Source organism: Kitasatospora sp. NPDC051702, assembly GCF_040681575.1.
In the GTDB taxonomy this organism is placed as follows: domain Bacteria; phylum Actinomycetota; class Actinomycetes; order Streptomycetales; family Streptomycetaceae; genus Kitasatospora.
In genome coordinates this window covers 78,404-104,049 of sequence record NZ_JBFAZB010000022.1, presented here as the reverse complement: position 1 = coordinate 104,049, position 25,646 = coordinate 78,404, and the positions used below count along the sequence as shown (strand labels likewise).

Annotated in this window: 27 protein-coding genes and 1 tRNA gene; 13 read left to right on the top strand and 15 right to left on the bottom strand. The window is 74.3% G+C overall.

Features of this window, described 5'->3' with window-relative positions:
* Positions 1–71 precede the first annotated feature (71 nt).
* Both AB0N04_RS19970 and AB0N04_RS19965 read left to right on the top strand, forming a co-directional pair.
* Positions 72–407, top strand: a complete 336-nt coding sequence (locus tag AB0N04_RS19970; protein WP_360210031.1) for an MmcQ/YjbR family DNA-binding protein — start codon at positions 72–74, stop codon at positions 405–407.
* A 186-nt stretch (positions 408–593) separates the two neighbouring features.
* A complete protein-coding gene (locus AB0N04_RS19965; RefSeq protein WP_360210033.1) occupies positions 594–1,808 on the top strand; it encodes an alpha/beta hydrolase in 1,215 nt (404 codons plus the stop codon).
* 30 nt (positions 1,809–1,838) lie between these two features.
* Here AB0N04_RS19965 and AB0N04_RS19960 read toward each other — a convergent pair whose 3' ends face one another.
* A complete protein-coding gene (locus tag AB0N04_RS19960) occupies positions 1,839–2,867 on the bottom strand; it encodes a WYL domain-containing protein (RefSeq protein ID WP_360210035.1) in 1,029 nt (342 codons plus the stop codon).
* A gap of 101 nt (positions 2,868–2,968) precedes the next feature.
* Between AB0N04_RS19960 and AB0N04_RS19955 the strand changes: the two genes are divergently transcribed.
* The gene (locus AB0N04_RS19955; protein ID WP_360210037.1) at positions 2,969–3,547 is read left to right on the top strand and encodes a TIGR03086 family metal-binding protein; all 579 of its coding nucleotides are present in this window, start codon (positions 2,969–2,971) and stop codon (positions 3,545–3,547) included.
* 52 nt (positions 3,548–3,599) lie between these two features.
* Here the strand turns inward: AB0N04_RS19955 and AB0N04_RS19950 are convergent, their stop codons facing one another.
* Together AB0N04_RS19950 and AB0N04_RS19945 are read right to left on the bottom strand one after the other, a co-directional pair.
* The gene (locus tag AB0N04_RS19950) at positions 3,600–4,625 is read right to left on the bottom strand and encodes an aldo/keto reductase (protein ID WP_360210039.1); all 1,026 of its coding nucleotides are present in this window, start codon (positions 4,623–4,625) and stop codon (positions 3,600–3,602) included.
* Complete coding sequence (locus AB0N04_RS19945) at positions 4,622–5,125, bottom strand: MerR family transcriptional regulator (protein WP_360210041.1); 504 nt, start codon at positions 5,123–5,125, stop codon at positions 4,622–4,624. Before AB0N04_RS19945 ends, AB0N04_RS19950 begins: the two co-directional genes overlap by 4 nt.
* Positions 5,126–5,247: 122 nt before the next feature.
* Between AB0N04_RS19945 and AB0N04_RS19940 the strand changes: the two genes are divergently transcribed.
* Complete coding sequence (locus AB0N04_RS19940; RefSeq protein ID WP_360210043.1) at positions 5,248–6,078, top strand: serine hydrolase domain-containing protein; 831 nt, start codon at positions 5,248–5,250, stop codon at positions 6,076–6,078.
* Between the two features lie 30 nt (positions 6,079–6,108).
* Here the strand turns inward: AB0N04_RS19940 and AB0N04_RS19935 are convergent, their stop codons facing one another.
* Positions 6,109–6,885 carry a pirin family protein gene (locus tag AB0N04_RS19935; RefSeq protein WP_360210045.1) on the bottom strand — a complete coding sequence of 259 codons (777 nt, stop codon included), beginning with the start codon at positions 6,883–6,885 and terminating at the stop codon, positions 6,109–6,111.
* Between the two features lie 195 nt (positions 6,886–7,080).
* Here AB0N04_RS19935 and AB0N04_RS19930 point away from each other — a divergent pair, with 195 nt between their 5' ends.
* From AB0N04_RS19930 to fabF, 5 genes are all read left to right on the top strand, one after another.
* Positions 7,081–8,277 (top strand): helix-turn-helix domain-containing protein, encoded by a 1,197-nt coding sequence (locus AB0N04_RS19930; protein WP_360210207.1) that lies wholly within the window; start codon positions 7,081–7,083, stop codon positions 8,275–8,277.
* 90 nt (positions 8,278–8,367) lie between these two features.
* On the top strand, positions 8,368–9,318 hold the full coding sequence (locus AB0N04_RS19925; RefSeq protein ID WP_360210047.1) for an ACP S-malonyltransferase: 951 nt from the start codon (positions 8,368–8,370) through the stop codon (positions 9,316–9,318).
* Positions 9,315–10,346: a beta-ketoacyl-ACP synthase III gene (locus tag AB0N04_RS19920; protein ID WP_360210049.1), complete on the top strand. Its 1,032-nt coding sequence runs from the start codon at positions 9,315–9,317 to the stop codon at positions 10,344–10,346. The genes AB0N04_RS19925 and AB0N04_RS19920 overlap by 4 nt, the downstream gene beginning before the upstream one ends.
* An 80-nt stretch (positions 10,347–10,426) precedes the next feature.
* Entirely contained in the window at positions 10,427–10,669 is a 243-nt protein-coding gene (locus AB0N04_RS19915; protein WP_360210051.1) for an acyl carrier protein, read from the top strand.
* A 180-nt stretch (positions 10,670–10,849) separates the two neighbouring features.
* Positions 10,850–12,115 carry a beta-ketoacyl-ACP synthase II gene (gene fabF / locus AB0N04_RS19910; protein WP_360210053.1) on the top strand — a complete coding sequence of 422 codons (1,266 nt, stop codon included), beginning with the start codon at positions 10,850–10,852 and terminating at the stop codon, positions 12,113–12,115.
* Between the two features lie 63 nt (positions 12,116–12,178).
* Here the strand turns inward: fabF and AB0N04_RS19905 are convergent, their stop codons facing one another.
* Entirely contained in the window at positions 12,179–12,673 is a 495-nt protein-coding gene (locus AB0N04_RS19905) for a DUF3145 domain-containing protein (RefSeq protein WP_360210055.1), read from the bottom strand.
* A gap of 352 nt (positions 12,674–13,025) precedes the next feature.
* On the bottom strand, positions 13,026–14,051 hold the full coding sequence (locus AB0N04_RS19900; RefSeq protein ID WP_360210057.1) for an NADP-dependent oxidoreductase: 1,026 nt from the start codon (positions 14,049–14,051) through the stop codon (positions 13,026–13,028).
* Positions 14,052–14,151: 100 nt separating this feature from the next.
* Between AB0N04_RS19900 and AB0N04_RS19895 the strand changes: the two genes are divergently transcribed.
* Positions 14,152–14,616 (top strand): MarR family transcriptional regulator, encoded by a 465-nt coding sequence (locus AB0N04_RS19895; RefSeq protein WP_360210059.1) that lies wholly within the window; start codon positions 14,152–14,154, stop codon positions 14,614–14,616.
* A gap of 121 nt (positions 14,617–14,737) precedes the next feature.
* The gene (locus tag AB0N04_RS19890) at positions 14,738–16,342 is read left to right on the top strand and encodes an LCP family protein (protein ID WP_360210061.1); all 1,605 of its coding nucleotides are present in this window, start codon (positions 14,738–14,740) and stop codon (positions 16,340–16,342) included.
* Between the two features lie 56 nt (positions 16,343–16,398).
* Here the strand turns inward: AB0N04_RS19890 and AB0N04_RS19885 are convergent, their stop codons facing one another.
* The 9 genes from AB0N04_RS19885 to AB0N04_RS19845 all read right to left on the bottom strand — a co-directional run bounded on the left by AB0N04_RS19885 (position 16,399) and on the right by AB0N04_RS19845 (position 23,634).
* Positions 16,399–17,316, bottom strand: coding sequence for a pyridoxal-phosphate dependent enzyme (locus tag AB0N04_RS19885; RefSeq protein WP_360210063.1), 918 nt, complete (start codon positions 17,314–17,316; stop codon positions 16,399–16,401).
* 9 nt (positions 17,317–17,325) lie between these two features.
* Complete coding sequence (locus AB0N04_RS19880; protein ID WP_360210065.1) at positions 17,326–17,976, bottom strand: response regulator transcription factor; 651 nt, start codon at positions 17,974–17,976, stop codon at positions 17,326–17,328.
* Between the two features lie 4 nt (positions 17,977–17,980).
* A complete protein-coding gene (locus AB0N04_RS19875; RefSeq protein ID WP_360210067.1) occupies positions 17,981–19,270 on the bottom strand; it encodes a sensor histidine kinase in 1,290 nt (429 codons plus the stop codon).
* Positions 19,261–20,010, bottom strand: coding sequence for an ABC transporter permease (locus AB0N04_RS19870; protein ID WP_360210069.1), 750 nt, complete (start codon positions 20,008–20,010; stop codon positions 19,261–19,263). The genes AB0N04_RS19875 and AB0N04_RS19870 overlap by 10 nt, the downstream gene beginning before the upstream one ends.
* A gap of 81 nt (positions 20,011–20,091) precedes the next feature.
* Positions 20,092–20,994 carry an ABC transporter ATP-binding protein gene (locus AB0N04_RS19865; protein WP_360210071.1) on the bottom strand — a complete coding sequence of 301 codons (903 nt, stop codon included), beginning with the start codon at positions 20,992–20,994 and terminating at the stop codon, positions 20,092–20,094.
* A gap of 326 nt (positions 20,995–21,320) precedes the next feature.
* Positions 21,321–21,965, bottom strand: coding sequence for a GPP34 family phosphoprotein (locus tag AB0N04_RS19860; protein WP_360210073.1), 645 nt, complete (start codon positions 21,963–21,965; stop codon positions 21,321–21,323).
* A 43-nt stretch (positions 21,966–22,008) separates the two neighbouring features.
* Entirely contained in the window at positions 22,009–22,236 is a 228-nt protein-coding gene (locus AB0N04_RS19855) for a hypothetical protein (RefSeq protein ID WP_360210075.1), read from the bottom strand.
* A 13-nt stretch (positions 22,237–22,249) separates the two neighbouring features.
* Positions 22,250–23,203, bottom strand: a complete 954-nt coding sequence (locus AB0N04_RS19850; protein ID WP_360210076.1) for an SPFH domain-containing protein — start codon at positions 23,201–23,203, stop codon at positions 22,250–22,252.
* Positions 23,204–23,560: 357 nt separating this feature from the next.
* A tRNA-Ile gene (locus AB0N04_RS19845) sits at positions 23,561–23,634 on the bottom strand.
* A 187-nt stretch (positions 23,635–23,821) separates the two neighbouring features.
* Between AB0N04_RS19845 and AB0N04_RS19840 the strand changes: the two genes are divergently transcribed.
* Both AB0N04_RS19840 and AB0N04_RS19835 read left to right on the top strand, forming a co-directional pair.
* On the top strand, positions 23,822–24,685 hold the full coding sequence (locus AB0N04_RS19840; RefSeq protein ID WP_360210078.1) for a hypothetical protein: 864 nt from the start codon (positions 23,822–23,824) through the stop codon (positions 24,683–24,685).
* 115 nt (positions 24,686–24,800) lie between these two features.
* Complete coding sequence (locus AB0N04_RS19835; protein WP_360210080.1) at positions 24,801–25,547, top strand: trypsin-like serine protease; 747 nt, start codon at positions 24,801–24,803, stop codon at positions 25,545–25,547.
* The last annotated feature ends 99 nt before the right edge of the window (positions 25,548–25,646 follow it).

The following is a 25,646-nucleotide window of genomic DNA, read 5'->3' as shown; positions in this document are numbered from 1 at the left end:
CGGCCGGTGCTCCCGGTGCGTTCCGCGCGCACCGGGAGCACGGTGTCGGTCCCCTGCCCTACGCTGCGGCCATGGTGACGTTCGACGAGTTCCGTGCGATGGCCCTGGGCCTGCCGGAGGCCGCGCAGGAGCCGACCTGGGACATCGAGACCCTGCGGGTGCGCGGCAGGATCTTCGCGATGGGCGCGCCGGGCGGCCTGGCGGTCACGGTCAAGGCCTCCCCCGAGGACCAGGCCGAACTGCTCGCCGCCGAGCCCGAGGTGTTCTCCGTCGCGCCGTACGTCGGCCGGCACGGCTGGGTGAGCGTCCGGCTGGACCGGGTCGACCGGGAGGAGCTGCACGACCTCGTCACCGAGGCCTGGCGGCGGACGGCACCCAAACGGCTGGTCCGCGAGTTCGACGCGTAGACGGCCCCCGGGCCACGCCCGGACGCCGCACCGACACTCCCGGTTCATGTGACCCATCCCACAGTTTGGCCGGGTCCGTCATACTCCTGTGACCTCTAGGCTTTGCCCAGGAAGTCAGCAGTGTTTGAGTCGCACCCTCCGGGCACCGCCCGAGAAACGGTGACGGGCCCCAAGGGAGTTGGTGCGGTGCGCAACCGTCGACGCTGGAAGCGGGTACTGATCGGGGCGTTCGCGGGTTGTGCCGTGCTCGCCGACGCCGGCGCCGCGGCCGCCCAGGCCGCCGCCTCCACCGAGCAGCTGGCGATCTCCACACCCCCGGCCGGCAGCGCCGCCTGGGTCCAGGACCACAGCTTCGGGCGCACCCTGCCCGACCCGGCCACCACCAGCCCGGCCGCCGCCGCCGACTTCTTCGCCTCGCTCGCCCCGACCGAGCTGGACCGGCTGATCAAGGACTACCCGCTGGTCGTCGGCAACTACGACGGCGCCCCGCTGGACCTGCGCTACCGCGCCAACCGGATCGCGCTGACCGCCGAACGGGACCGCGCCCGGGCCCGGGCCGCCGACCGGAAGCTCGACTCCGACACCCGCGACCTGGCCGTCTCCCGCGCCAACGACGTCGACCACCTGCTCGCCCCGGGCCGGCAGATCCTCGCCTTCGACCCGCGCGGCCGCGGTCTGGTCTCCGAAGTGTGGGGCGACCTCGCCGACGCCGAGCGGATCTCCGTCCTCGTCCCCGGTTCGGACGCCGACCTCGGCCACTTCGACCAGTCCGCCGAGCCGCTGCGCTCCCCGGCCGGCATGGCCCGCGCCCTGCACGCCGAGGAGCGGAGGCAGGCTCCGGACACCCGCACCGCGGTGATCGCCTGGACCGGCTACGTCACCCCCTCCGGCCTCGGCCCCGACGCCGTCACCTCCCGGCTGGCCGACGTCGGCGCGCCCCGGCTCCAACGGCTGCTCGCCGGGCTCAAGGAGACCACCCGGCCGGACGCACCGCCGGCCCTGCTCTGCCACTCCTACGGATCCGTGGTCTGCGGCGACGCCGCCCCCGAGATCCCCCGCGCGGCCGCCTCGCCGTCCGACACCACCGGGGTCACCGACATGATGGTGTTCGGCAGCCCCGGCATGGGCGTGCAGAGCACCGGCGAACTGGGCACCGGTGTGCACGTCTGGGCCACCCGCAACCCCAGCGACTGGATCGGCAACGTCCCGTACCTGGAGGTCGGCGGGCTCGGCCACGGCGCCGACCCGACCGCGAGCGGCTTCGGCGCCGAGCAGATCTCCTCCGCCCGGGCGGCCGGCCACAACGGCTACTTCACCGAGGGCACCGACAGCCTGCACAACTTCGCGGCGATCTCGCTCGGCCACTACCAGGACGTCGTCCGCCCGAACACCGGCTCCTGACGCCCCGGGCCCGACCTCCTGGAACAACCCTCAGGGCGTGCCCTGGTCCTGGTAGAGGCGCAGCGCGTCGGCCGCCGCGCGGGCGAGTTCGCGCCGGGCGGCCGGCGGCGCCAGCACCTCGGCGTCGGCGCCGAAGGCGAGCAGCGAGCGGACGGCCGCCGGCGAGGGGAAGGCCATCGCGACCTCCACCCACTCCTCGGCCGGCCCGGCGCCTGAGTCGGGCGAGGCGGTGACCCGGCCGCCGTGGATCCGGACGAACATGTCCAGGCGCCCGCGCCGCACCCGCACCCGCACCTGCAGCTCCTTGGGCAGCCGCTCCACCTGGTCGCGCAGCACCGCCCAGGCGTCCCCGAGCCCGATCCCGGGGCGGCGGCGCACCGGCTCCTCGGTGGTCCCGGCGAGCAGCACCCGGTCGGCCCGGAACAGCCGGGGCTCCCCGCGCAGGTCCGCCACCAGGTACCAGACCCCGGCCTTGCTCACCAGCCCGTACGGGTCGACGGTGTAGTCCACCGGCGCGGGCGTGCCGCTGTGGCGGTAGCGCAGCCGCAGCCGCCGGTCGGCGAACACCGCGTACTGCAGCTCGCCGAGCTCCGCCCCGCTCCGGGCCCCGGACTGCGCCCCCGCCGGGGTGCCCGGCTGAACGCCGCCCGGCGGGCCGCTCTGCATCCAGCGCGCCGGGTCGACCAGGACGCGTTCGCTGATCCGCTCGGCGGCCGGGCGGTGCGGTGCCGGCAGCGCGGCCATCACCTTGCGCAGGGCCGAGCCGAGGGCGCCGTCGAGTCCGAGGTCGCTGTGCGCGCCCTGGGCGGAGAGCACGAACAGGGCCCGGGCCTCGTCCGCGGTCAGCCCGGTGACGTCGGTGCGGTAGCCGGGCAGCAGGCTGATGCCGCCGTGCCGGCCGCGTTCGGTGAACACCGGCACGCCCGCGGCGGAGAGCGACTCGACGTCGCGGTAGATGGTGCGGACGGACACCTCCAGCCGCTCGGCCAGTTCGGTGGCGGGCACCCGGCCGCGGGTCTGGAGCAGGAGCAGGATCGAGAGCAGGCGGTCGGCCTTCATGGCAGCAGAATCCCAGAAAACCTGACGGCGGTTGTCAGGTTTTACTGGGAGATTGCCGTCCGAGCCCGAAAGACCGCCCGACACCAGGGAGCTGATTCCACGTGACCTCCGTCCAGGACGCCCGCCCGCAGTACCTGCTCGCCCTCGGCCAGCTGGAGAAGCTGTTCGCCGAGATCACCCCGGACGCCCTCGACCGGCCCACCCCGTGCACCGACTTCACGCTGCGGCAGCTGCTGGGCCACGTGGTCGGCGGCGTCCACCGCTTCGCGTACATGGGCGAGGGCGGCCGGGCCGAGGACGTCGTCGCGGCCACCGGGGACCTGCCCGACGACGCCTGGCCGGCCGCCCTGGAACGGGCCCGCGACCGCGCCGCCGCGGCCTGGGCGGACGACGCCAAGCTGGACCGCCCGACCCACGCGCCCTGGGGCGTGGTGCCCGGCGCGATCGCGGTCGGCGGCTACCTGATGGAGGCGGTCGGCCACACCTGGGACATCGCCCGGGCGCTCGGCTCCGCCCAGCCGCTGGACGACGCCCTGTCGCACGCCGCGCTGGCCGTCGCCGGGGCCGTCCTGCCCGCCGGACACCGCGGCGGTGCCGTGCCGTTCGACGAGGTCCGGCCGGTCGCCGAGGACGCCGACGTGCACACCCGGCTGGCCGCCTGGCTGGGCCGCGAGGTGTGAGCTGGCGCGGACGCCCGGAGGGGCACCGGCGGCCGTTCCCCCGGGGCGCCGGCTACTCCCGCCCGACCTGGGTGAACCGCATGTCCGGGTAGCGGTCCCCGGCGACCGCTCCCGCCACCGGCTCCAGCCGGTCCAGCTCCTCCGCGGTGAGCCGCAGCACGGCGGCCGCGGTGTTCTCGGCGAGCCGGCTCCGCTTGCGGGTGCCGGGGATCGGGACGACGGTGAGCCCGTGCACCTCGGCCCGCTGGTGCACCCAGGCCAGCGCGACCTGGGCGAGGCTCGCCCCGCGGTCCGCCGCGATCTCCCGCAGCGGTGCCAGCAGTTCGGTGTTGGCCGCCGCGTTGGCCCCGGTGAAGCGCGGCTGGGTGCGCCGGAAGTCGTCGGCCGCGAGCTCCTCGGCGGCCTGGAAGGCCCCGGTGAGGAACCCCCGGCCGAGCGGCGAGTACGGGACGAAGGCGACGCCCAGTTCGGCCGCGGCCGGCACCACCGTGCGCTCGACGTCCCGGGCGAACACCGACCACTCGGACTGCAGCGCGGCGATCGGGTGGACGGCGTGGGCCTCGCGCAGCTCGGTGCCGGTCACCTCGGACAGCCCGAGGTGGCGCACCTTGCCGGCCGCCACCAGCTCGGCCATCGCGCCGACCGAGTCGGCCAGCGGCACGGCCGGGTCGCGGCGGTGCATGTAGTAGAGGTCGATCTCGTCCACGCCGAGGCGGCGCAGCGAGGCGTCCACGGCGGAGCGGATGTAGGCGGGGTCGTTGCAGATGCCGCGGTAGCCCGGGTCCTCCTGCCTGCGGACGAGCGCGAACTTGGTGGCGAGCACCACCCGTTCCCGGTTGGCGCGGACGAAGGGGCCGATCAGCTCCTCGTTGTGGCCGGAGCCGTAGGCGTCGGCGGTGTCGAACAGGGTGACGCCGGCCGCCAGGGCCGCGTCCAGGGTGGCGAGCGACTCGGTCCGGTCGCTCGGGCCGTAGAACTCGCTCATGCCCATGCAGCCGAGGCCCTGGACCCCCACGAGGGGGCCGTCGGCGCCGAGTCGGGCGGTGGGGAGGGCGGTGGGGAGGGCGGGGTCGGTCATGCGCTCTGCTCTTCCTCTGCTCGGTGGTGCTGGCACTGGACCGGGGCGTCGCCGCTGTCGGCGATCTTCCCGGCGTAGAGGTCGATCTTGTAGTCGAGGACGGCGAGGGTGGCCTGGAGGTCGGCGATCCGCTGCCGCACCTCCTCGCGCTGGTCGACGAGCAGCTGCCGGCGCCCCTCGTAGGTCTCCTCGCCGCGGCGGGCCATGTCGACGTACCGGAGCATGTCCGCCACCGGCATCCCGGTCAGCCGCAGCCTGCCCAGGAAGGCCAGTCGGTGCAGGTCCGCGTCGCAGTAGCGGCGCTGGCCGCTGGCGGAGCGGTCGACCGGGTCGAGCAGGCCGATCCGCTCGTACCAGCGCAGGGTGTGCGCGGTGAGGCCGCTGGCCGCGGAGACCTCGCTGATGGTGTGCCGCGGGGTCCGGTCCGGATCGCCGACCGGGCGGCTGAACACCTCGGTGCAGCTGCGCAGGTCGAGCGGGACGGCGGCGAGCACGGCCATGATCGGTTACCCCCTGTGGTGTGCGGTGACGACGACGCTAGCGAGTTGGAGTGCACTCCAAGCAAGCCCGTCGGCCGGGTGCTCCCGCCACCGGTTTTCCGCGCTTCGTTAGAGTCGGGCGCATGGAGAGCTTGCGGATGATCGAGAACTGGCCGGTGCCCCACGCCGCGGCGGCGGTGGTCAGGGGGTCGGACGGTGCCGTGCTGGGCGCGCACGGTCCGCAGCAGCACCTGTTCCCGCTGGCCTCGGTGACCAAGCCGCTCACCGCGTACGCCGCGCTGGTCGCCGTCGAGGAGGGGGTCTTCGAGCTGGACGACCCGGCCGGCCCGCCCGGGTCGACCGTCCGCCACCTGCTCGCGCACACCTCCGGCCTGGCCTTCGACGAGGACCGGGTGTTCGCCGCGCCCGGCGACCGCCGGCTGTACTCCAACGCGGGCTTCGACGCGCTGGCCCGGGCGCTGTCCGAGGCCGCCGGGATCGAGTTCTCCCGGTACGCCGCCGAGGCGGTGTTCCAGCCACTGGGCATGCACGACACCCTGCTCAACACCGCGCACAGGTCCCCGGCCGGGGCGGGCGGCCTGTCCACGGTCGCCGACCTGGTCCGCTTCGCCGCCGAGCTGCAGTCCCCCAAGCTGCTGGACCCGTCGACCGTCCGGCGGGCCACCCGCGAGGTCGCCTTCCCGGGGACCAGCGGCGTGCTGCCCGGCTACGGCCACCGCCGCCCGAACGACTGGGGCCTGGGCTTCGAGATCCGCGACGGCAAGTCCCCGCACTGGACGGGCACCGCCAACTCGCCCGGCACCTTCGGCCACTTCGGCCAGTCCGGGACGTTCCTGTGGGTCGACCCGGAGGCCGGCGTGGCCTGCGTCGCGCTCACCGACCGGGACTTCGGCCCGTGGGCCGCCGAGGTCTGGCCGGCCCTCTCGGACGCCGTGCTGGCCGAGCTCCGCTAGCCGGACCCCGGGGAGCCGGCCGGCGGCGGGTCAGCCGTACGAGACCGGCGAGTGCATCTCCCAGAGCAGCAGTTCGGCGCCGTCCTCGCCGGCCGTCGGGTCGGCGAAGGCGTCCCCGGTGATCCGCACGCTGTCGCCCGGGGCCATCGAGCGCCCGCCGCCCTTCGGCCCGGGGACCGTCCGGTAGCCGAGCGAGCCGGCCGTCAGGTGCGCGTAGCGCCAGGCGGCCCCGGGCAGCGGGGGCAACGGCTGCCACGGTCCGGCCTTCGCCAGCCAGAGCGCGGCGTCACCGCGGCGCAGCCGCAGCGCCTCCGTCCCGGCGTCGCGGGCCAGCCCGGAGGCGAGCAGCGTCAACCCGCCGTCCGCGGGTTTCACCCTGCGCAGCCCGTACACCGGGGGCGCGTCGAACACGTCCGGCTGGAGCCACATCTGGACGAACCGCACCGGGCCGTCGGCACCGCCGACGTTGCGCTCGGTGTGGGTGACCCCGGAGCCCGCGCCGAGGTGCTGGATCATGCCGGGGCGGACCACGCCGCCGTGGCCCTGCGAGTCCCGGTGCGCCAGCGCCCCCTCCAGCACCCAGGTGAGGATCTCGGTGTCCCGGTGCTTGTGCTCGTCGAAGCCTGCGCCCGGGGCGAGGAGCTCCTCGTTGCACGCGAGCAGCGCGCCGAAGTGGGTGTTGCGCGGGTCGTAGTGACCGGAGAAGGAGAACGCGTGTCGGGTCTCGACGCCCTCGGCCGGGGTGGAGAGGTAGCGCTCGGCGGTGCGGCGCAGGTCGGCTCGGGGGCGGGCGGCGGCGTCGGTCACGGGCCCCACCGTAGCGCGCTTCCCGGCTCGCCCCCGGGGCCTGTGCACGAGCAGTCACTCACGTGAGGCAGTCTTGTCCCTGTGCCAGCCGCATCCGCGAACTCCAAGAGCGAACCCAGCCCCGAGCCCGGGACGACCGGGACGAGTCCGGCTCCCCGGGCCGTGCGCGACCGTCCCGGCCGGGCGGCGCCGCGCCTGACCGCGCAGGAGCGCAGAAACGCCGCCGAACGCGCCGAGCGCCGTGCCGCGACGCTGAAGCGGCTGGAGAAGTCCTCGGGCAAGCTGGCCACCGCCGCGATCTCGCGGATGGACGACCAGCTCGGCTGGTACCGGCGGATGCCGCCGGAGCACCGCTCCTGGATCGGCCTGGTCGCCCAGGCCGGCATCGCCGCCTTCACCGAGTGGTACCGCCACCCGGACACCGCGCAGGCGATCTCCACCGACGTCTTCGGCACCGCCCCGCGCGAGCTGACCAGGGCGATCACGCTGCGCCAGACCGTCGAGCTGATCCGCACCACGATCGAGGTGATGGAGGAGGCCATCGAGGAGGTGGCCGCCCCCGGCGACGAGGCGGACATGCGCGAGTCCGTGCTGGTCTACGCCCGGGAGATCGCCTTCGCCACCGCGCAGGTGTACGCCCAGGCGGCCGAGGCCCGCGGCGCCTGGGACGCCCGGCTGGAGGCGCTGGTGGTCAACTCGCTGCTGTCCGGCGACGCCGACGAGGGCGTGCTGTCCCGGGCGGCCGCACTGGGCTGGGGCCAGCCCAGCCAGGTCCGGGTGGTGATGGGCAGCGCCCCGGACGGCGACAGCGAGCTGGTGGTCGAGGCGATCCGCCGGGCCGCCCGCTACGCCAAGCTGCACGTGCTGACCGGTGTGCTCGGCAAGCGGCTGGTGGTGGTGGTGGGTGGCGACAAGGAGCCGGTGCACGCCGCCCGGGCGCTGATCGGCCAGTTCGCGCCGGGCCCGGTGGTGGTCGGCCCGACCGTGCCGGACCTGCTCTCGGCCACCCGTTCGGCGCACGCCGCGGCGGCCGGGCTGCGCGCCTGCGCCGCCTGGCCGGACGCCCCCCGACCGGTCCTGGCCGACGACCTGCTGCCCGAGCGGGCGCTGGCCGGTGACCAGGCCGCCCGCCGCCAACTGGTGGAGGAGATCTACACACCACTGGACGAAGCCGGCTCGGCGCTGCTGGAGACGCTGAGCGTCTACCTGGAGCAGGCCTCCTCCCTGGAGGGCGCGGCCCGGATGCTCTTCGTCCACCCCAACACGGTGCGCTACCGGCTACGACGTGTGACCGACGTCACGGGGTACGCCCCCTCCGACGTACGTTCGGCGTTCACGCTGCGGATCGCACTCGCCCTCGGCCGGCTGACCGCCGCCGGGGAGCCGAGTTGAGCCGAATGTAGGGAACTTACAATCCCGGATGGTTTTCTTCGTTACCGTCGCCTACCCGCCCCTGGGCGCCTGGCGAGAGAGGGTTGAACCGTGCTCGTAATCGTCGCCCCTGGACAGGGTGCCCAGACCCCCGGTTTCCTCAGCCCCTGGCTGGAGCTCGACGGTGTCGCCGACCGCCTGCGCGGCTGGTCGGAGGTCGCCGGGCTCGACCTGGTGCACGCCGGTACCGAGGCCTCCGCCGAGGAGATCAAGGACACCGCCGTCGCCCAGCCGCTGCTGGTCGCCGCCGGTCTCATGACCGCCCGGGAGCTGTTCCCGGACGAGGACGTCGCCCGCAAGCTGGTCGGCGCCGTGGCCGGCCACAGCGTCGGCGAGATCACCGCCGCCGCCGGCGCCGGTGTGCTGAGCGCGCACGACGCGCTGGCCTTCGTCCGCGAGCGCGGCCAGGCCATGGCCGCGGCCGCCGCCGTCACCGAGACCGGCATGATCGCCGTGCTCGGCGGCGACCAGGAGGTCGTGGCGGCGAAGCTCGCCGAGCACGGCCTGACCGCGGCCAACAACAACGGTGGCGGCCAGATCGTCGCGGCCGGCACGCTGGCCCAGCTGGAGGCGCTGCGGGCGGACCCGCCGGTCGGCGCCAAGCTGGTGGCCCTCAAGGTCGCCGGCGCCTTCCACACCGAGCACATGGCCCCGGGTGTCGAGCGGCTGGCCGCACTGGCCCCGACGCTGACCGTCGCCGACCCGCAGGTCCGCTACGTGTCCAACCGGGACGGCGGGGTCGTGGACTCCGGCGCCGAGGTGCTCGACCGCCTGGTGTCGCAGGTCTCCAACCCGGTCCGCTGGGACCTCTGCATGGAGACCCTGGGCCGCCTGGGCGCGACCGCCGTCATCGAGCTGTCCCCCGCGGGCACGCTCACCGGACTGGTCAAGCGCAACCTCAAGGGTGTGGCGACGCTTGCCCTCAAGACCCCCGCCGACCTGGACAAGGCCCGCGCGCTCGTCGCGGAGCACGGCGGTCAGGAGCAGGAGACCCAGGCATGAGCAAGCCGCAGATCCGTCCCACCGTGGGTGCGCAGTTCTCGCGCATCCTCGGGGTGGGCGGCTACCGCCCGGTGCGGGTGATCCCCAACGCCGAGGTGCTGGAGTGGATCGACTCCTCGGACGAGTGGATCCGCACCCGCAGCGGGATCGCCGAGCGCCGCTGGGCGGGCCCGGAGGAGACCGTCGCCGAGATGTCGGTGCAGGCCGCCGGCAAGGCCATCGCGCAGGCCGGGATCTCCCCCGACCAGATCGGCGGCGTGATCGTCGCGACCGTCTCGCACCTCAAGCAGACCCCGGCGATCGCCACCGAGATCGCCGAGCGGCTCGGCTGCGGCACCGCCCCGGCCTTCGACATCTCGGCCGCCTGCGCCGGCTTCGGCTACGGCCTGGGCCTGGCCGACGGCATGATCCGCGGCGGCAGCGCCGAGTACGTGCTGGTGGTCGGCGTCGAGCGGCTCAGCGACCTGACCGACCAGTCGGACCGCTCGACCGCGTTCATCTTCGGCGACGGCGCCGGCGCCGCGATCGTCGGCCCCTCCGACACCCCCGGCATCGGCAAGGTGATCTGGGGCTCGGACGGCTCGCAGTCGGACGTCATCTCGCAGACCCACGCCTGGGACACCGCCTTCGCCAAGCCCGACGCCGTCAACGGCGCGGGCGAGGAGACCAAGTGGCCGGCCCTGCGGATGGAGGGCCAGACGGTCTTCCGCTGGGCGGTCTGGGAGATGGCCAAGGTGGCCCAGCAGGCGCTGGACGCCGCCGGGATCACCGCCGACCAGCTCGGCGCCTTCATCCCGCACCAGGCCAACATGCGCATCACCGACGCCATGATCAAGGCGCTCAAGCTGCCCGACTCGGTGCCGGTCGCCCGCGACATCTCGGAGACCGGCAACACCTCCGCCGCCTCCATCCCGTTGGCGATGGAGCGCATGCTGGAGAGCGGCGAGGCCCGCAGCGGCGACCTCGCCCTGATCATCGGGTTCGGGGCGGGTCTCGTGTACGCCGCCGCAGTCGTTACGCTCCCCTAGGCGCGTTTCGCCCCAGTCATCCGCAAGCCTGTGTCCGGCCGCCGGTCGGACGCGTTCAACACCGAAGAGGAGCAGCCAGTATGGCTACCAAGGACGAGGTTCTGGAAGGTCTCGCCGAGATCGTCAACGAGATCGCCGGTATCCCGACCGAGGACGTCGAGCTCGAGAAGTCCTTCACGGACGACCTGGACGTCGACTCGCTGTCCATGGTCGAGGTCGTCGTGGCCGCTGAGGAGCGCTTCGACGTCAAGATCCCGGACGACGAGGTCAAGAACCTGAAGACCGTCGGCGACGCCGTGGACTACATCCTCGCCAACGCCTGATCGATCGACACGCTCGATCCGTCCAGCCCGTCCGGCGTTCCCCACGCCTCGGGCGGCTGACCCGTCGACCGGCTCACCGAGCCGGACCGACCAACCGGCCGGGACGCCCCACCGGGCGCCCGGCCGGGCCCTTCCTCGGCTCGCCGCCGACCCCCGCACAACGTGAGAGAAGAAGATCCAGTGACCGCTGAAAACCGTACCGTGGTCGTCACGGGTATCGGCGCCTTCACGCCGCTGGGCGGCGACGCCGCCACCACCTGGGAGAACCTGGTCGCCGGGCGCTCCGGAGTGGCGGCCCTGACCGAGGAGTGGGCCGAGGACCTGCCCGTCAAGATCGCCGCGCGCACCGCCGTCGAGCCCGGCGAGATCCTCCCCCGCCCGCTGGCCCGCAAGCTGGACCGCTCGGCGCAGTTCGCGCTGATCGCCGCCCGCGAGGCCTGGGCCGACGCCGGCTACGAGACCCCGGCCACCGACGAGTCCTCCAAGCTCGCCCCCGAGCGCCTGGGCGCCGTCATCGCGTCCGGCATCGGCGGCGTGACCACCCTGCTCGACCAGTACGACGTGCTGAAGGAGAAGGGCTCCCGCAAGGTCTCCCCGCACACCGTCCCGATGCTGATGCCCAACTCCCCGGCGGCCAACGTCGGCCTGGAGGTCGGCGCCCGCGCGGGTGTGCACACCCCCGTCTCCGCCTGCGCCTCCGGCGCCGAGGCGATCGGCTACGCGATCGAGATGATCCGCACCGGCCGCGCCGACGTCGTGGTGGCCGGCGGAACCGAGGCCGCGATCCACCCGCTGCCGATCGCCGCGTTCGCCAACATGATGGCGATGTCCAAGAACAACGACGACCCGCAGCGCGCCTCCCGCCCGTACGACAAGGGCCGCGACGGCTTCGTGCTGGGCGAGGGCGCCGGCGTGGTCGTGCTGGAGTCGGTCGAGCACGCCGAGGCGCGCGGCGCCCGGATCTACTGCGAGGCCGTGGGCCAGGGCCTGTCCTCGGACGCCCACCACATCGCCCAGCCCGAGCCGACCGGTGCGGGCGTGGCCCGCGCACTGGCCGACCTGTTCGAGCGCAACACCCTGGACAAGGCCGAGATCGTGCACGTCAACGCGCACGCCACCTCGACCCCGCAGGGTGACACCGCCGAGCTGAAGGCGCTGCGCAAGGAGCTCGGCGACGACCTCGACCACATCGCCGTCTCGGCCACCAAGTCGATGACCGGCCACCTGCTGGGCGGCGCCGGCGGCATCGAGACCGTCGCCACCGTGCTGGCCCTGCACCACCGCCTCGCCCCGCCGACCATCAACGTCGACGAGCTGGACGACGACGTGGACGCGGACATCGTGCGCGACGAGCCGCGCAAGCTGCCCGAGGGCCGGATCGCGGCGCTGAACAACTCGTTCGGCTTCGGCGGCCACAACGTGGTGCTGGCCTTCCGCACCCGCTGACCGCCCCGAACGGAAGGGGCCGGCGCTCACGGAGAGCGCCGGCCCCTTCCGCCGTTCCCGGGGTCAGACCACCTGGTGCAGCCAGCGCACCGGGGCGCCCTCGCCCGCGTAGCGGAAGGGCTCCAGTTCGTCGTCCCAGGGCTTGCCCAGCAGCCGGGAGATCTCGGCCTCCAGGTCGGCCCCCTCGCTGCGGGAGCGCAGCAGGACGGCCCGCAGCCGGTCCTCGGGGATGAGGATGTCGCCGTGGATGCCCGTGACGGCGTGGAAGATGCCGAGCGAGGGCGTGCTGCTGTACCGCTCGCCCTCCGCCGTGGCGCAGGGCTCGCTGGTGACCTCGTACCGCATCAGCTGCCAGCCGCGCAGTGCGGAGGCGAGCTTCGAGGCCGTGCCGGGCTCCCCCTGCCAGGAGAGCTCGGCGCGCCAGTGTCCGGGTGCGGCCGGCTGGCGGATCCAGTCCAGGCTCACCCGCACACCGAGCACTCCCGCGACGGCCCACTCGACGTGCGGGCACAGCGCGCGGGGCGCGGAGTGGATGTAGAGAACTCCACGTGTCGTCACCGGGACCTCCAGGCTGTGGACGAGGGTCGCCTTCCCCAGCTGCCTCGTGCCTGCAGTTGATCCACAGTTACCCACGTTTGCCGACATTAAGCCACTAAATTGAGCAAAACGGACAGGCTTTCGCTCAATGCTAGTCGAATCCCCAATGAGGTCTACCCCTCGGCCGGATCTCTCCCCCGAACGGCCCCATCGCCGGGCGGGACCACCGTACCGCGCCGCCCCGCACCGTGGATGACGCACTTTCGGATCCGGCCGGAATGCGGTAGTGCGGCCGGATCCCCCGCGCCCGTACGCAAACCGCCCCGCGGGCCCGACCGGGGCGCGCGGGGCGGTTCGAGGAGCTGACGGCCGGTCAGCCCTCCAGGCGGACCACCATCTTGCCGGTGTTGACGCCGCCGAGCAGGCCGAGGAAGGCGTCCACGGTGCTGTCGATGCCCTGGGTCACCGTCTCGCGGTACTTGAGCTCACCCGAGCGCACCCACGCCGCGACCTCCTCGACGAACCTCGGCTGGAGGTCGTAGTGGTCGCCGACGAGCAGCCCCTCCATGCGGAAGCGCTTGGCGATGATCTGTGCGAGGTTGCGCGGGGCCGGGGTGGGCTCGGTGGCGTTGTACTGCGAGATCATGCCGCACACCGCGATGCGGCCGTGCAGGTTCATCACCTCGATGGCCGCCTCCAGGTGCTCGCCGCCCACGTTGTCGAAGTAGACGTCGATGCCGTCGGGGGCCGCCGCCCGGAGCTGCTCGGCGACCGGGCCGTTCTTGTAGTTGAACGCGGCGTCGAAGCCGTACTCCTCCAGGAGGAGCTTGACCTTGTCGTCCGAGCCCGCGGAGCCGATCACCCGCGCCGCGCCCTTCAGCTTGGCGATCTGGCCGACGATGCCGCCCACCGCGCCGGCCGCGCCGGAGACGAACACCACGTCGCCGGCCTTGACCTCGGCGATCCGGGTGAGCCCCGCGTAGGCGGTCAGGCCGGGCATGCCCAGCACGCCCAGGTACGTCGAGAGCGGCGCGGCGTCCGGGTCCACCTTGACGGCGGTGGCGGCGGCGAAGGTCGCGTACTCGCGCCAGCCGTAGTAGTGCAGCACGTAGTCGCCCTCGGCGAAGCCGTCCGCCTGCGAGGCGACGACCCGGCCGACCGCGCCGCCCAGCATCGGCTCGCCCAGCGCGTACGGCTCCGCGTAGGACTTGGCCGCCGACATCCTGCCGCGCATGTACGGGTCGACCGAGAGGTAGAGGTTGCGGACCAGGACCTCGCCCGGGCCCGGGGTCCGGACCGGCGCCTCGACCAGGGCGAAGTCGGTCGGCTGCGGCCAGCCCTGCGGGCGGGCGGCGAGGTGCCATTCACGGGCGGTGGCGGGTGCGGCCTGCTCTGCCATGGGGGGCTCCTTGTGTTCCGGTACCTGAAAGGTTGAGCTACTGAAGTAACGATGGACATGAAAGGTTCATGTTGTCAACTTTTCAGGTAGACTCTGGGGCATGGACACCCAGCCGCCCCGGTCCGCCGCGCCGCAGTCCGACGAGATCACCCGCGAGGTCGTCGACCTGATGGCCAACCTGGTCGCGCTGTTCCACCGCGAGTACGAGGAGGCGGCCGCCGCCCGCTCGCTCACCGGCGCCCAGGCCAAGGTGCTCGCCCTGCTGCGCCGCGGCCCCATGCCGATGCGCCAGATCGCCCAGACGCTCAGCTGCGAGCCGTCCAACATCACCGGCATCGTCGACCGGCTCGAGGCGCGCGGCTTCGTCACCCGCGAGGCCGACCGGCAGGACCGCCGGGTCAAGCTGGTCGCCGCCACCGGCACCGGCGCCGCCGCCTCCGAGGAGCTGCGGGAGTCGCTGAACTTCGCCCGGGAGCCGCTGGCCGCCCTCGGCGACGACGAGCGGACCGTCCTGCGCGACCTCCTGCGCCGGATGCTCACCGGCGCCGCCGGCCCCGGGGCGTGAGCAGCATCACAGGCTCCCCGCGGGATCCGCACCCCGCTCGGAGGTAACCGAACCGTCCCTCGAAACGTCTAACGTTCGAACATCGAACGCGAGAGACGCAAAGACGGGGGGCACGCGGAAGATGGGCAGCAGCACGCGCAGGCGCCGCTACGTGCGGACCGCCATCGGCCTGGCGGCCGTCCTGGTGCTGTCCGTCGTGGGGGCCGGGGCCTGGTTCTACCACCGGCTGGACAGCAACATCACCACCTTCGACGCGGGCGGCGTCGCCACCGAGCGCCCGCCGGCACCCGTCCCGACCACCCCCGGCGCCTCGGTGCCGGTGAACATCCTGGTGCTCGGCTCGGACACCCGCGAGGACGGCAACAGCGCGATCGGGGGCGGAGAGGAGGGCGTCGGCCACTCCGACACCGCGATGGTGGTGCACGTCTACGCCGACCACAAGCACGCCGTCGGCGTCTCCATACCCCGGGACACCCTCGTCACCGTGCCCTCCTGCAAGCTGCCGAGCGGCAGGTGGACATCACCCCGCACCAACCAGATGTTCAACTCGGCCTTCACCGTCGGCGAGTTCCCCAAGGGAAACCCGGCCTGCACCCAGAACACCGTCGAGACGCTCACCGGCCTGCGGATCGACCACACCATCGTGGTCGACTTCAAGGGCGCGGCCGCGATGACCGAGGCCATCAACGGGGTGGACGTCTGCGTCCCCAACGACGTCGACTCGCACGGCATCCACCTCAGGAAGGGCATGCAGAAGCTCTCCGGGCAGCCCGCGGTGGACTACCTGCGGGCGCGCTACGGCTTCGGCGACAACTCCGACATCGGGCGGATGAAGCGCCAGCAGGCCTTCGTCTCGTCCATGATCAGGAAGGTCCAGAACCAGGGCTTCTCGCTGCCCACCCTGCTCCCGCTGGCGGACGCGGCCACCCGCTCGCTCACCGTGGACGAGGGACTGGGCACCGCGATGAAGCTGGTGGACTTCGCCCGCTCGCTGCAGGACATCAAACTCTCCGACATCACCTTCGTGACCGCGCCCTGGCGCTTCGCCGGCGACCGCGTCCAGCTGGTGCAGCCCGACGCCGACACGCTGTGGCGGCTGATGCGCGAGGACCGCACCCTGGACGGCCGGGGCACCGCCGGCACCGGCACCCCGGCCCCCTCCCCCACCGTCCCCGGGCCCGACGGCTCCTCCGCGCCGGCCGCCCCGAGCGGACCGCTCGCGCCCGAGCAGGCCGCCGCACCGGTGGTCGTGGTCAACGGCGTCGGCACCTCCGGACTGTCCACCTCCGGCGCCGAGGCGCTGCGGGCCAGGGGCTTCAAGAACGTCGCCCCCGGCAAGCCCACCGGCGGCCGGCTGCAGACCGAGATCGCCTACGACCCCGCCCTCAAGGCCGCCGCCGACCAGGTGGCCGCGCTCTTCCCGGGCTCGCGCACCGTCGAGGACCCGGGCTCCGAGGCGATCACCGTCACCCTGGGCCGGGACTACCGGCCGGTGCCCTCGACCGGGCTGGACTCGGTGGGCGCCGACCCGGCCCCGGCGACGGACGCCGCGGGCGGCTCGCCGAGCCCCTCCCCGGGCGCCACCGCGAGCGGATCACCGGGCGCCACCCCGGGCGCCACCGCGAGCGGCTCGCCCGGCGGCACGCCCGGTGGGGTCCCCACCGGCATAGCGGAGAACTCCCGCGGCGCCGACACCGACCCCTGCGCGGACCTCACCTTCGGCTGACGGCACCGGCCGTGGACCCCGCGGCCGGGTGGCGGGCCGGTTCGGCTCGGGCCCGGTCAGACCGGGTCCGGCACCCCGGTGACCACGGCCGTCAGCCGGGTGCCCCGGGGGAAGGCGCCGGCGGCGGCCAGCCCGGCCAGCGCCGCCAGCAGCTTGGCCACGTAGCGGCGCTCCAGCGGCACGCCGTGCCGGCGCTCGAACCGCCGGGCGAAGGCCTCCAGTTCGGCCGGGACCTTGCCGTAGCCGCCGCCGTGGTGCCCGTGGTCGATCCGCCAGTTGTCGAACTCCCGGCCGCGGGCGGCCCGGTGCAGCCGGGTGACCTCGGCCTCCAGGTAGCCCTCGCCGCCGCGCAGCACGGCCACCCCGAGGGCCCGGGCGCCCGGCGGCAGACCGGCCGCGACGCCGGCCAGGGTGCCGCCGGTGCCGACCGGGCAGCAGACCACGTCGCGCTCGCCGAGGTCGGGCAGTTCGGCCGGGATCGCCGCCGCGCCCGTCACCGCGAGGGCGTTGGAGCCGCCCTCCGGGAGCACCAGGCCGGGGCCCCAGCGCCACTGCGGCCCGGCCGCGGCACCGCCGTCGCCGGCCGCCGCCCGGCCGGTGGCCTCCCGGTACTCGGTGCGGGTGAGGAACTCCAGCCGCATGCCGTCCCGCTCGGCCGCCCGCAGCGACCAGTTGCGCGGCCGGTCGGCCAGCTCCTCGCCGCGGACCAGCCCGACGCTCTCCAGCCCGAGCGCCGCGGCCGCCGCCGCGACCGCCCTCAGATGGGTGGAGTACGCCCCGCCGAAGGTCAGCAGCCGGGTGTGGCCCTGCTCCACGGCGGCCGTCAGGTTGGGCGCCAGCTTGCGCCACTTGTTGCCCGGGACGGCGGGGTGCAGCAGGTCGTCCCGCTTGAGGCGCAGCTCCACCCCGGCCCGGGCGAGCGCCTCGTCGGTGCAGTCCACCAGCGGGGTCGGCAGCAGGGCGGGTTCGAGCATCAGGCCAGCTTACGGGCGGCGGGTCGGGGTGAGCAGGCCCAGGTTGTAGGCGGCGGCGACGGCCGAGGCGCGGTCCTTGACGTCGAGCTTGGCGTAGACGTGGATCAGGTGGGTCTTCACGGTGGCCTCGCTGATGAACAGCCGGGCCGCCGCCTCCCGGTTGGTGGATCCGGCGGCGACCAGCTCCAGCACCTCCAGCTCGCGCGGGCTGAGCGCCTCCTGGACCGGCGCGCGGACCTGGCCGAGCAGCTTGGCGGCGACGGTCGGCGCGATCACCGAGGCGCCGCGGGCGGCCTCCCGGACGGCGTGGAAGAGGTCCTCCCGGGCGGCGTCCTTCAGCAGGTAGCCGGTGGCGCCGGCCCGGACGGCCGGGAGCACGTCGGCGTCGGTGTCGTAGGTGGTGAGCACCAGGACCCGCCCGGGCAGGCCGCGTTCGGCCATCTCGCGGATCGCGGTGACGCCGTCCATCCGCGGCATCCGCAGGTCCATCAGCACCACGTTGGGCCGCAGTGCGGCGACCAGCACCAGCGCCTCGGCGCCGTCGCCGGCCTCGCCGACCACCTCGAAGCCGGGGGCGGCGGTGAACATGCCGCGCAGCCCGTCCCGGACCACCGGGTGGTCGTCCACCAGCAGCAGTCTGATCGTCGTCTCGTCGCTCACGGTCCTACTCCTCCACACTGATCGCCGGCAGGGTCGCGGACACCGTCGTCCCGGCGCCGGGTTCGGTCTCCAGGTCCAGCCGCCCGGCCAGCCGCTGCACCCGGCGGCGCATCACGTCCAGCCCGTAGCCGCCGCCGGTGGCCCGGGAGGGCGGCTCGGCCGCCGGGTCGAAGCCGACGCCGTCGTCCCGGACGTCCAGGGTCACCAGCCCGGGCATGTAGGAGAGGGTCAGCCCGACCCGCGAGGCCCGCGCGTACTTGGCGGCGTTGGCCAGCGACTCCTGGGCGATCCGCAGCAGGGTCACCTCGACCTCGGGGTGCAGCGGGCGGGCCTCGCCGGTGACGGTCAGCGCGGCGGTGGCGCTGTTGCGCTCCCGCCACTGCTCGACCAGTTCGGCGAGCGCCTCCGGCAGGGCGGCCCGCTCCAGTTCGAGCGGGCGCAGCGCGTGGACGGCGCGGCGGGCCTGGGTGAGGCTCTCCCGGGCGAGGGCCACCGCGTTGGCCAGGTGCCGGTCGGCGTCCGCCGCGCTCGCCTGCCGCGCCTGGTCGGCGGCCTGGAGCTGGGTGACGATGCCGGCCAGGCCCTGGGCCACGGTGTCGTGCATCTCCTGGGCGAAGCGGCGGCGCTCGTCGGCGGCCCCGGCCTCACGGGCCTGGACCAGCAGCTGGGCGTGCAGTCCGGCGTTCTCGGCGAGCATCTCGGTCAGCCGCCGGTTGGCCTCGGCGAGTTCGGCGTTGGCCTGCTTGCGGTGGCGGCTCAGCCGGTCGGCGACCTCGCTGAGCGCGAGGAGCACCCCGACGACCGCCAGGTTGAAGGCCAGGACGGTCAGGAACCCGCCGACCTGCCCCGGGGTCGTCGGCAGCACCCCGCCGGTCTGGGCGAGCGTGGTGGGGACGGCGGCCACCGCCGTGCCCACCACCCGGGCCCGTCCGTGCAGGTACTGCGCGGCGTGCAGGTAGGAGCTGAAGGCGAAGAAGCCGTAGATCGGGTTGTCCAGCACCAGGACGGTGGTCACCGCCAGCAGCCCGACGAAGTGGGCGCCGGCGTGGCGCGCCCGGCCGTCCGGGCGGGGGGTGCGGTCCAGGGCCGAGCGCAGCAGCAGCCAGAGCAGGGCGAGGAGCGCGACCGGCAGGGTGACCCGGACGGACCGCGCGGTCGGCACCGGGACCAGCAGGACGAGGGTGGTGGCGATCAGCAGTCCCACGTAGCCGAGCAGCCCGGCAGCGCGGTCCAGCCGCTCCTGCCAGGCGCCGAGCGCACTCTCGTCCACCGGGTCGGTCTTGATCACTCCCACCGGAACAGCCTGGCAGCCGCGGCGCCCGCGAGCAGGGCGTACGCCGCGAGTGTGAGCAGGCCCACGGCGTGCGGGAAGTGGCCGGCCCAGGAGTCCTGCAGGGCCTGCACCGCGGCCCCGCTGGGGGTGAAGTCGCCGATCCGGTTGACCACGGCGGGCGCGAACTCGCGGGGCAGCCAGATCCCGGAGAAGAACATCATCGGGAAGAAGGCCAGCGCGCCGACCGCGTTGCCGGCCTTCGCCGAGGGGACGACCGAGGCGAGCAGCAGGCCGACCGAGAGCATCGCGGCGGCGGCGAGCAGGAAGGCCAGCACGAACCCCAGCGGCTGGCGCGGCAGCGCCACCCCGAGGACCGGCCCGACCGCCATCACCAGCAGCAGTGCGACGGTGGCGATGCCCAGGTAGAGCGGCAGCAGCGCCCCGAACAGCAGTGCCGGGCGCACCGGGCTGGCGGACATCCGGCGCAGCACGCCGCGTTCGCGGTAGGCGGCGAGCAGCGAGGGCAGGGCGTTGAGGCCGAGCAGCATCAGGCTGAACACGGCCAGGATCGGCGCGTACAGCTGGATGGTGCTCATCCCGTGCATGTCCGGCGAGGCCTTGCGCATGGACGGGATCGAGCCCAGGACACCCAGCAGGACGACCGGGAAGAGCAGGCCGAAGAAGGCGGTCAGCGGGTCGCGCAGGAAGAGCCGGGTCTCGGCGACGGCCAGGCGGCGTACGGCGTGGACGGTGTGGTTCACGGTGGTGGGTCCCCTCGGGTCGGGTGGCGGCGGGTCGGCTGGCGGCTGGTCGGGTGGCGGCTGGTCAGGAGCCCGGACTGGTCAGGAGTCGTGCCGGGTGAGCGCGAGGTAGGCCTCGTCCAGGCCGTGCTCGCGGATCCGCAGCCCGGTGACGACGATCCCCTCGCGGGCCAGCAGCCCGGTGACCTGGTCGGCGAAGTCCCCGACCCCGGAGACCTCGATCCGGCCGTCCCGCTCGCGCACCGAGGTGACCCCGGGCAACGCCGCCAGTCGGGCCGGGTCCAGCGGCGCGGTGGGGCGGAAGCCGAGGGTGCCGCCGGCGCCGGAGCGGGCGACCAGCTCGGCGGGGGTTCCGGTGGCGACGATCCGTCCGCCGTCGAGCACGGCCGCGCGGTCGCACAGCGCCTCGACCTCGTCCATAAAGTGCGAGACCAGCACCACCGTCACCCCGTTGTCGCGGATCCGGCGGACCAGCTCCCAGGTGTCGCGGCGGCCCTGCGGGTCGAGTGCCGTGGTCAGCTCGTCCAGGAACGCCACCTCGGGGTTGCCGATCAGCGCGAGGGCGATGAACAGCCGCTGCCGCTGGCCGCCGGAGAGCTTGTCGAAGGGCGTCCGGCGCTGGTCGGCGAGCCCCCACTCGTCCAGCAGCTCCCGCCAGTCCCGGGGGCTGGGGTAGAGCGCGGCGTACAGCTCCAGTGCCTCGGCGACCCGCAACCCGCCCTGCAGCTGGGCCTGTTGGAGCTGGACGCCGATCCGCGGCCGCAGCCGGTGGGCGTCCCGCACCGGGTCCAGTCCGAGGACCCGGACCGTCCCGGCGTCGGCCCGGCGCAGGCCCTCGCAGCACTCCACGGCGGTGGTCTTGCCCGCACCGTTGGGCCCCAGCAGGCCGAACACCTCGCCGCGTTCCACGCTGAAGGAGACGTCCTCCAGCACCTGCCGCCGCCCGTAGGCCTTGCGCAGCCCCGCCACCTCGATCACGGCCATCGCGCCGCTCCCTCCCGCTCGTCCTGCTCGCTCCGGCCGTGTTCCCCGGCCTGCTACGAGCCTCCCGCGCGGGGCCCCTGCGGCGGATCGACCGGACGGTCAGAGCGGTCGGCGGCCGCGGTGGAGGGGGGATCAACCGATCGGTGGATGGGGCCGGGGCCGGGGCTGGGGCCCGGAACGGCGCGCGGCCCGGCCGCCGTGCTGTCGGCGACCGGGCTGCGGGTCGTGCGGGGCCGGGCGGGAGCCGGGCGGGAGCCGGGCGGGGTAGTGGATCGGGCCGGGCGGAGCCGGGCCGGGGGCGGTGGATCGTGCCGGGGCCGGGCCGGTCAGCCCGCCCCGCCGTCGGCGTGCGTGGCGTTGACGGCCCGGCGCAGGGCGCGCGGGACGGGCCCGGCGGCCGGGGCCAGCTTGTCGATCCGGCCGCGGAACTCACGGCTCTGGCGCCAGGTCAGGGCCGAACCCAGCCGGGCGGCGTCGATCAGGGCGACCAGCGCGGCGTCCGCCGGGTCGACCCGGCTGAGCGGGCCCCTCAGCGCGGAACCGACCGACGCCGCCAGCGACTTGCGCAGCCGGGGCTCCGGCAGGGTGACCCGGGAGCACGGGAAGATCCCGAGCACCCGGCGCTCCTCGACCCGGATCCGTCCGCTCGCCGCCAGGCCGTCCCGGACCACCCGGGCGGCACGGGAGGTCGGGCCCTGGCCGCGGCCGACCCAGCTCTGCCAGCTGCGCCGGCGCCCCTGCCGGAGCTGTTCCAGCAGTGCCACCGAGAGCGGGTCGAGGCCGTCGGCCCGGGCGCCGTCCACGGCGGCGGGGTGCCGGCCGTCGTCGCGGACCAGGCCGCGCCGCAGGAGTTCGGCGAGCGCGGCCGCCCGCATCACCAGGTCGAGCGTGGCGGTGGCGGTGAGCCGCTCGCGGTCCGGGCGGTAGGCGAGCAGGTACAGCTTCTCCGGCAGGGTGGTGGGCACGTCCATGGTGGACTCCAAGCAGGTGGACGGTGTCGGTGGGACCGCCCGGTCAGTCGGCGTCGGACCCGCCGGGTTCCGGGCTCTCCTTGGGCGGTCGGCCGCGCCGGGGAAGCCGGGCCGCGCCGCCGGGCATCCGGCCCGCGTCGGTGAGGGCCCGACGGAGCAGGAACTCGATCTGCGCGTTGGCGCTGCGCAGTTCGTCGGCGGCCCACCGGGCCAGCGCGTCGTGGACCGCAGGGTCCAGCCGCAGCAGGATCTTCTTCCGCTCCGTCGCCAACGCGCGCCGCTCCTTACTGGTAGAGGGAGCCCGTGTTCACGACGGGCTGGGCGCCCCGGTCGCCGCAGAGCACGACCAGGAGGTTGCTCACCATGGCGGCCTTGCGCTCCTCGTCGAGCTCGACGACGTCGTTCTCGGCGAGCCGGTCCAACGCCTCCTCGACCATACCGACGGCGCCCTCGACGATCAGCCGACGAGCCGCGACCACGGCCCCGGCCTGCTGCCGCTGGAGCATCACCTGGGCGACCTCGGGGGCGTAGGCGAGCCGGGTGATCCGGGACTCGACGACCCGCACACCGGCCGAGACGACCCGGGCGGCGATCTCGGCGGAGAGCATCCGGGTGATCTCCTCCGCGCCGTCGCGCAGCGACAACTGGCCCTCGTGGTGGGCGTCGTACGGGTAGCTGCTGGCGATGTGCCGCACCGCGGTCTCGGTCTGGATGGCGACGAAGTCGGTGTAGTCGTCCACCTCGAACACGGCCTTGGCGGTGTCCTCGACCTGCCAGACCACCACGGCGGCCATCTCGATCGGGTTGCCGTCGGCGTCGTTGACCTTGGCGGTCTCGGTCTCGTGGTTGCGGATCCGGGTGGAGATCCGGCGGCGGCTGGTGAAGGGGTTCAGCCAGGTCAGGCCCTCGGCGCGGATGGTGCCGCGGTAGCGGCCGAGCAGCTGGACCACCCGGGCCTCGCCCGGGGAGACGACCGTCAGCCCGCACATCAGCACCAGCGAGGTCAGCAGCACCAGCGGCCCGAGGACCACCAGGGTGGCACCCAACCCCTTGTTCCCGCCGGACAGTTGGACGCCACCGGCGATGACGGAGGCGAGCCCGGCGAGCAGTCCGAGCAGCGCGCCGCCGAGCACCGGCAGGCCCGCGGCGCCGGTGAGGGCCCGTTCGGTGATCTTGGGGGCCGGGAGGTCGAGGACGGGGGCGTCTTCGACGTCGACGGCAGGACTGGGTGTGGCCATCAGAGCAGCTCCTCGAGCGCGTTCATCCGCTTCAGCTGTCAAAGTGATATCACTTTTTTCGCGGACGGCGCCAGGGGTCCGACGGGACGGAGCGAACGGGGCGGAACGGTCCGACGGCAGCGGAACGGCGACGGGAGGAGACGACGGGAGCACGCGGCACGGAGCCGAGGCGCGGAAGGCTCCGGGCGGTGGCCGGCAGGGTGTCGCGGGAGGCCCGGGCGATGCCCACGGGCGGGTGAATTCCGGCGCGCCGCACCGGAGGAGAAGGCGGCCGCGCTCTAGACTTCCGTCGTCACGGACGGGCGGAGCCCCGGCCCGGGGCCGGCCCGCGGACGGTTCACGGCATGCGTCTCGGGGTGGGGCGGGTGGGACTCGAACCCACGACCAAGGGATTATGAGTCCCCTGCTCTAACCGGCTGAGCTACCGCCCCGGTTCGCCGCGCGCCGGACATCGGCCACGGCAGCAGCAGACGGCCCCGAAAGGCCGTCCCGGGCAGCATAGCCGGTCGATCACCCGTGGTGCGCGCCGGGGGCGCACACGGGTGCGCACGGGTGTGCGCCTCTTCGGACCGTGCAGTCCGGCTGGCGTCCGGGCGCCCGCGCGGGCAGCCTGGACGGATGACGGTGCGTGGGACGGGAGCGACGGCCGGGGCGCTCGTGGCGGTACTGCTGGCGGCCGGGTGCACGACCTCCGCCGGACCGGGCGGCGGCACGCCCACGGTCACCTCGGCGCCGGCCGCGACCTCGGGACCGGCCGCCGCCGTCAGCAGCCACGGCTGGAGCCGGCAGCGGCTGCGCGGCGCGGTCGCCAGACGCACCGGCGTCACCCGCACCGCGAAGCCCACCGTGCTCAACGGCCTGGTCGGCGCCGTCTTCACCCGCAACGCGGACGGCGACCACTTCTGCACCGCCAGCGTCGTCGACAGCGCCGGCCTCAACCTCATCGTCACCGCCGCGCACTGCGTCTGGGACCTCGACCTCGGACAGCGCAGCGACCTCGTCTTCGTCCCCGGCTACCGGGACGGCGACACCCCCAGCGGCGTCTGGCCCCTGCTGTCCGTCGCCGTCGACGACGGCTGGAAGGACCACGCCGACCCGGACGTGGACGTCGCCTTCGCGGTCGTCCAGGCCCAGAACGGGAAGCAGGTGCAGCAGGTGCTCGGCGCCAACACCCTGGGCGTCAACCGCGGCTACCGGCTGCCCGTGAAGGTCACCGGCTACCCCGGCACCAGCGACGTCCCGATCACCTGCTCCAACACGACCACCGAACAGAGCCCCACGCAGCTGCGGATCGACTGCCCGGACTACACCGGCGGCACCAGCGGCAGCCCCTGGGTGACCGACTTCGACCCGAACACCAGGACCGGCACCGTGGTCGGCGTCATCGGCGGCTACCAGGAGGGCGGGGACACCCCGGACACCTCGTACAGCAGCTACTTCGGCGACCGCGTCCAGGCCCTCTACGACCGCGCGACCGGGTAGCCGGACGGCACCCGCCCCGGCGGCGGTGGCGCCGCCGGGCACGGCCTGGTAGATCTTCCTCTCGAACGGCGGAACGCACGAGCCCGGCACCCGCCCCCGAGGAGACGGAGCCCCGATGGCCCCCCGCCCGATACGGCCCGCGCACGCGGCACGGACGGTCGCGCTGGCGGCCCTGCTGGTCGCGGCCGGCACCGCGTGCGGCGGACAGGACCGGGCGCCCACCGCCGAGGTCGCGCAGCAGAACGCCGCGCGCGACCGCATCGGCACCCTCTCGATCCACACCGCGCAGGGCCCCCGGGCCTGCACCGCGAGCGTCGTGCGCAGCCCGAAGCACAATCTGCTGGTCACCGCGGCGCACTGCGTGCAGAGCCGCCGGATCGGCCTGCTGGACGGCCTGGTGTTCACCCCCGGCTACCGCAACGGCTACTCCCCCTACGGCAGTTGGCCCGTCCAGCGGATCACCGTCGACCCGCGCTGGGTCTCCGACGAGGACCCCGAGTACGACGTGGCCTTCGTCTCCGTGAGCCCGGTCGACGACCGGCAGGTCGAGGACGCGGTCGGCGGCAACCCGATCGCCACCGGCCAGGGCTTCGGCCAGTCCGTCTCGGTGACCGGCTACCCGAACCAGAGCGACGAACCGATCACCTGCACCGTCACGACCCGCTCGCAGAGCCCGACCCAGGAGCGCTTCGACTGCGGCGGCTACACCGACGGCACCAGCGGCAGCCCCTGGGTGACCGGCGGCGGCTCGGTCATCGGCGTGATCGGCGGCTACCAGGAGGGCGGGGAGACCGACGGCACCTCGTACAGCGTCACCTTCGACCAGCGCGTCGCCACGCTCTACCAGCAGGCGACCACCTGAGCCACCGGGGCGCCCCGGCCGGGGGGCCGGGCACCCCCGGCCCCCCGAACGCCACGGAGTGACGAAGGCAACACCGGGCGGAGCCGAGCCGGGACAACA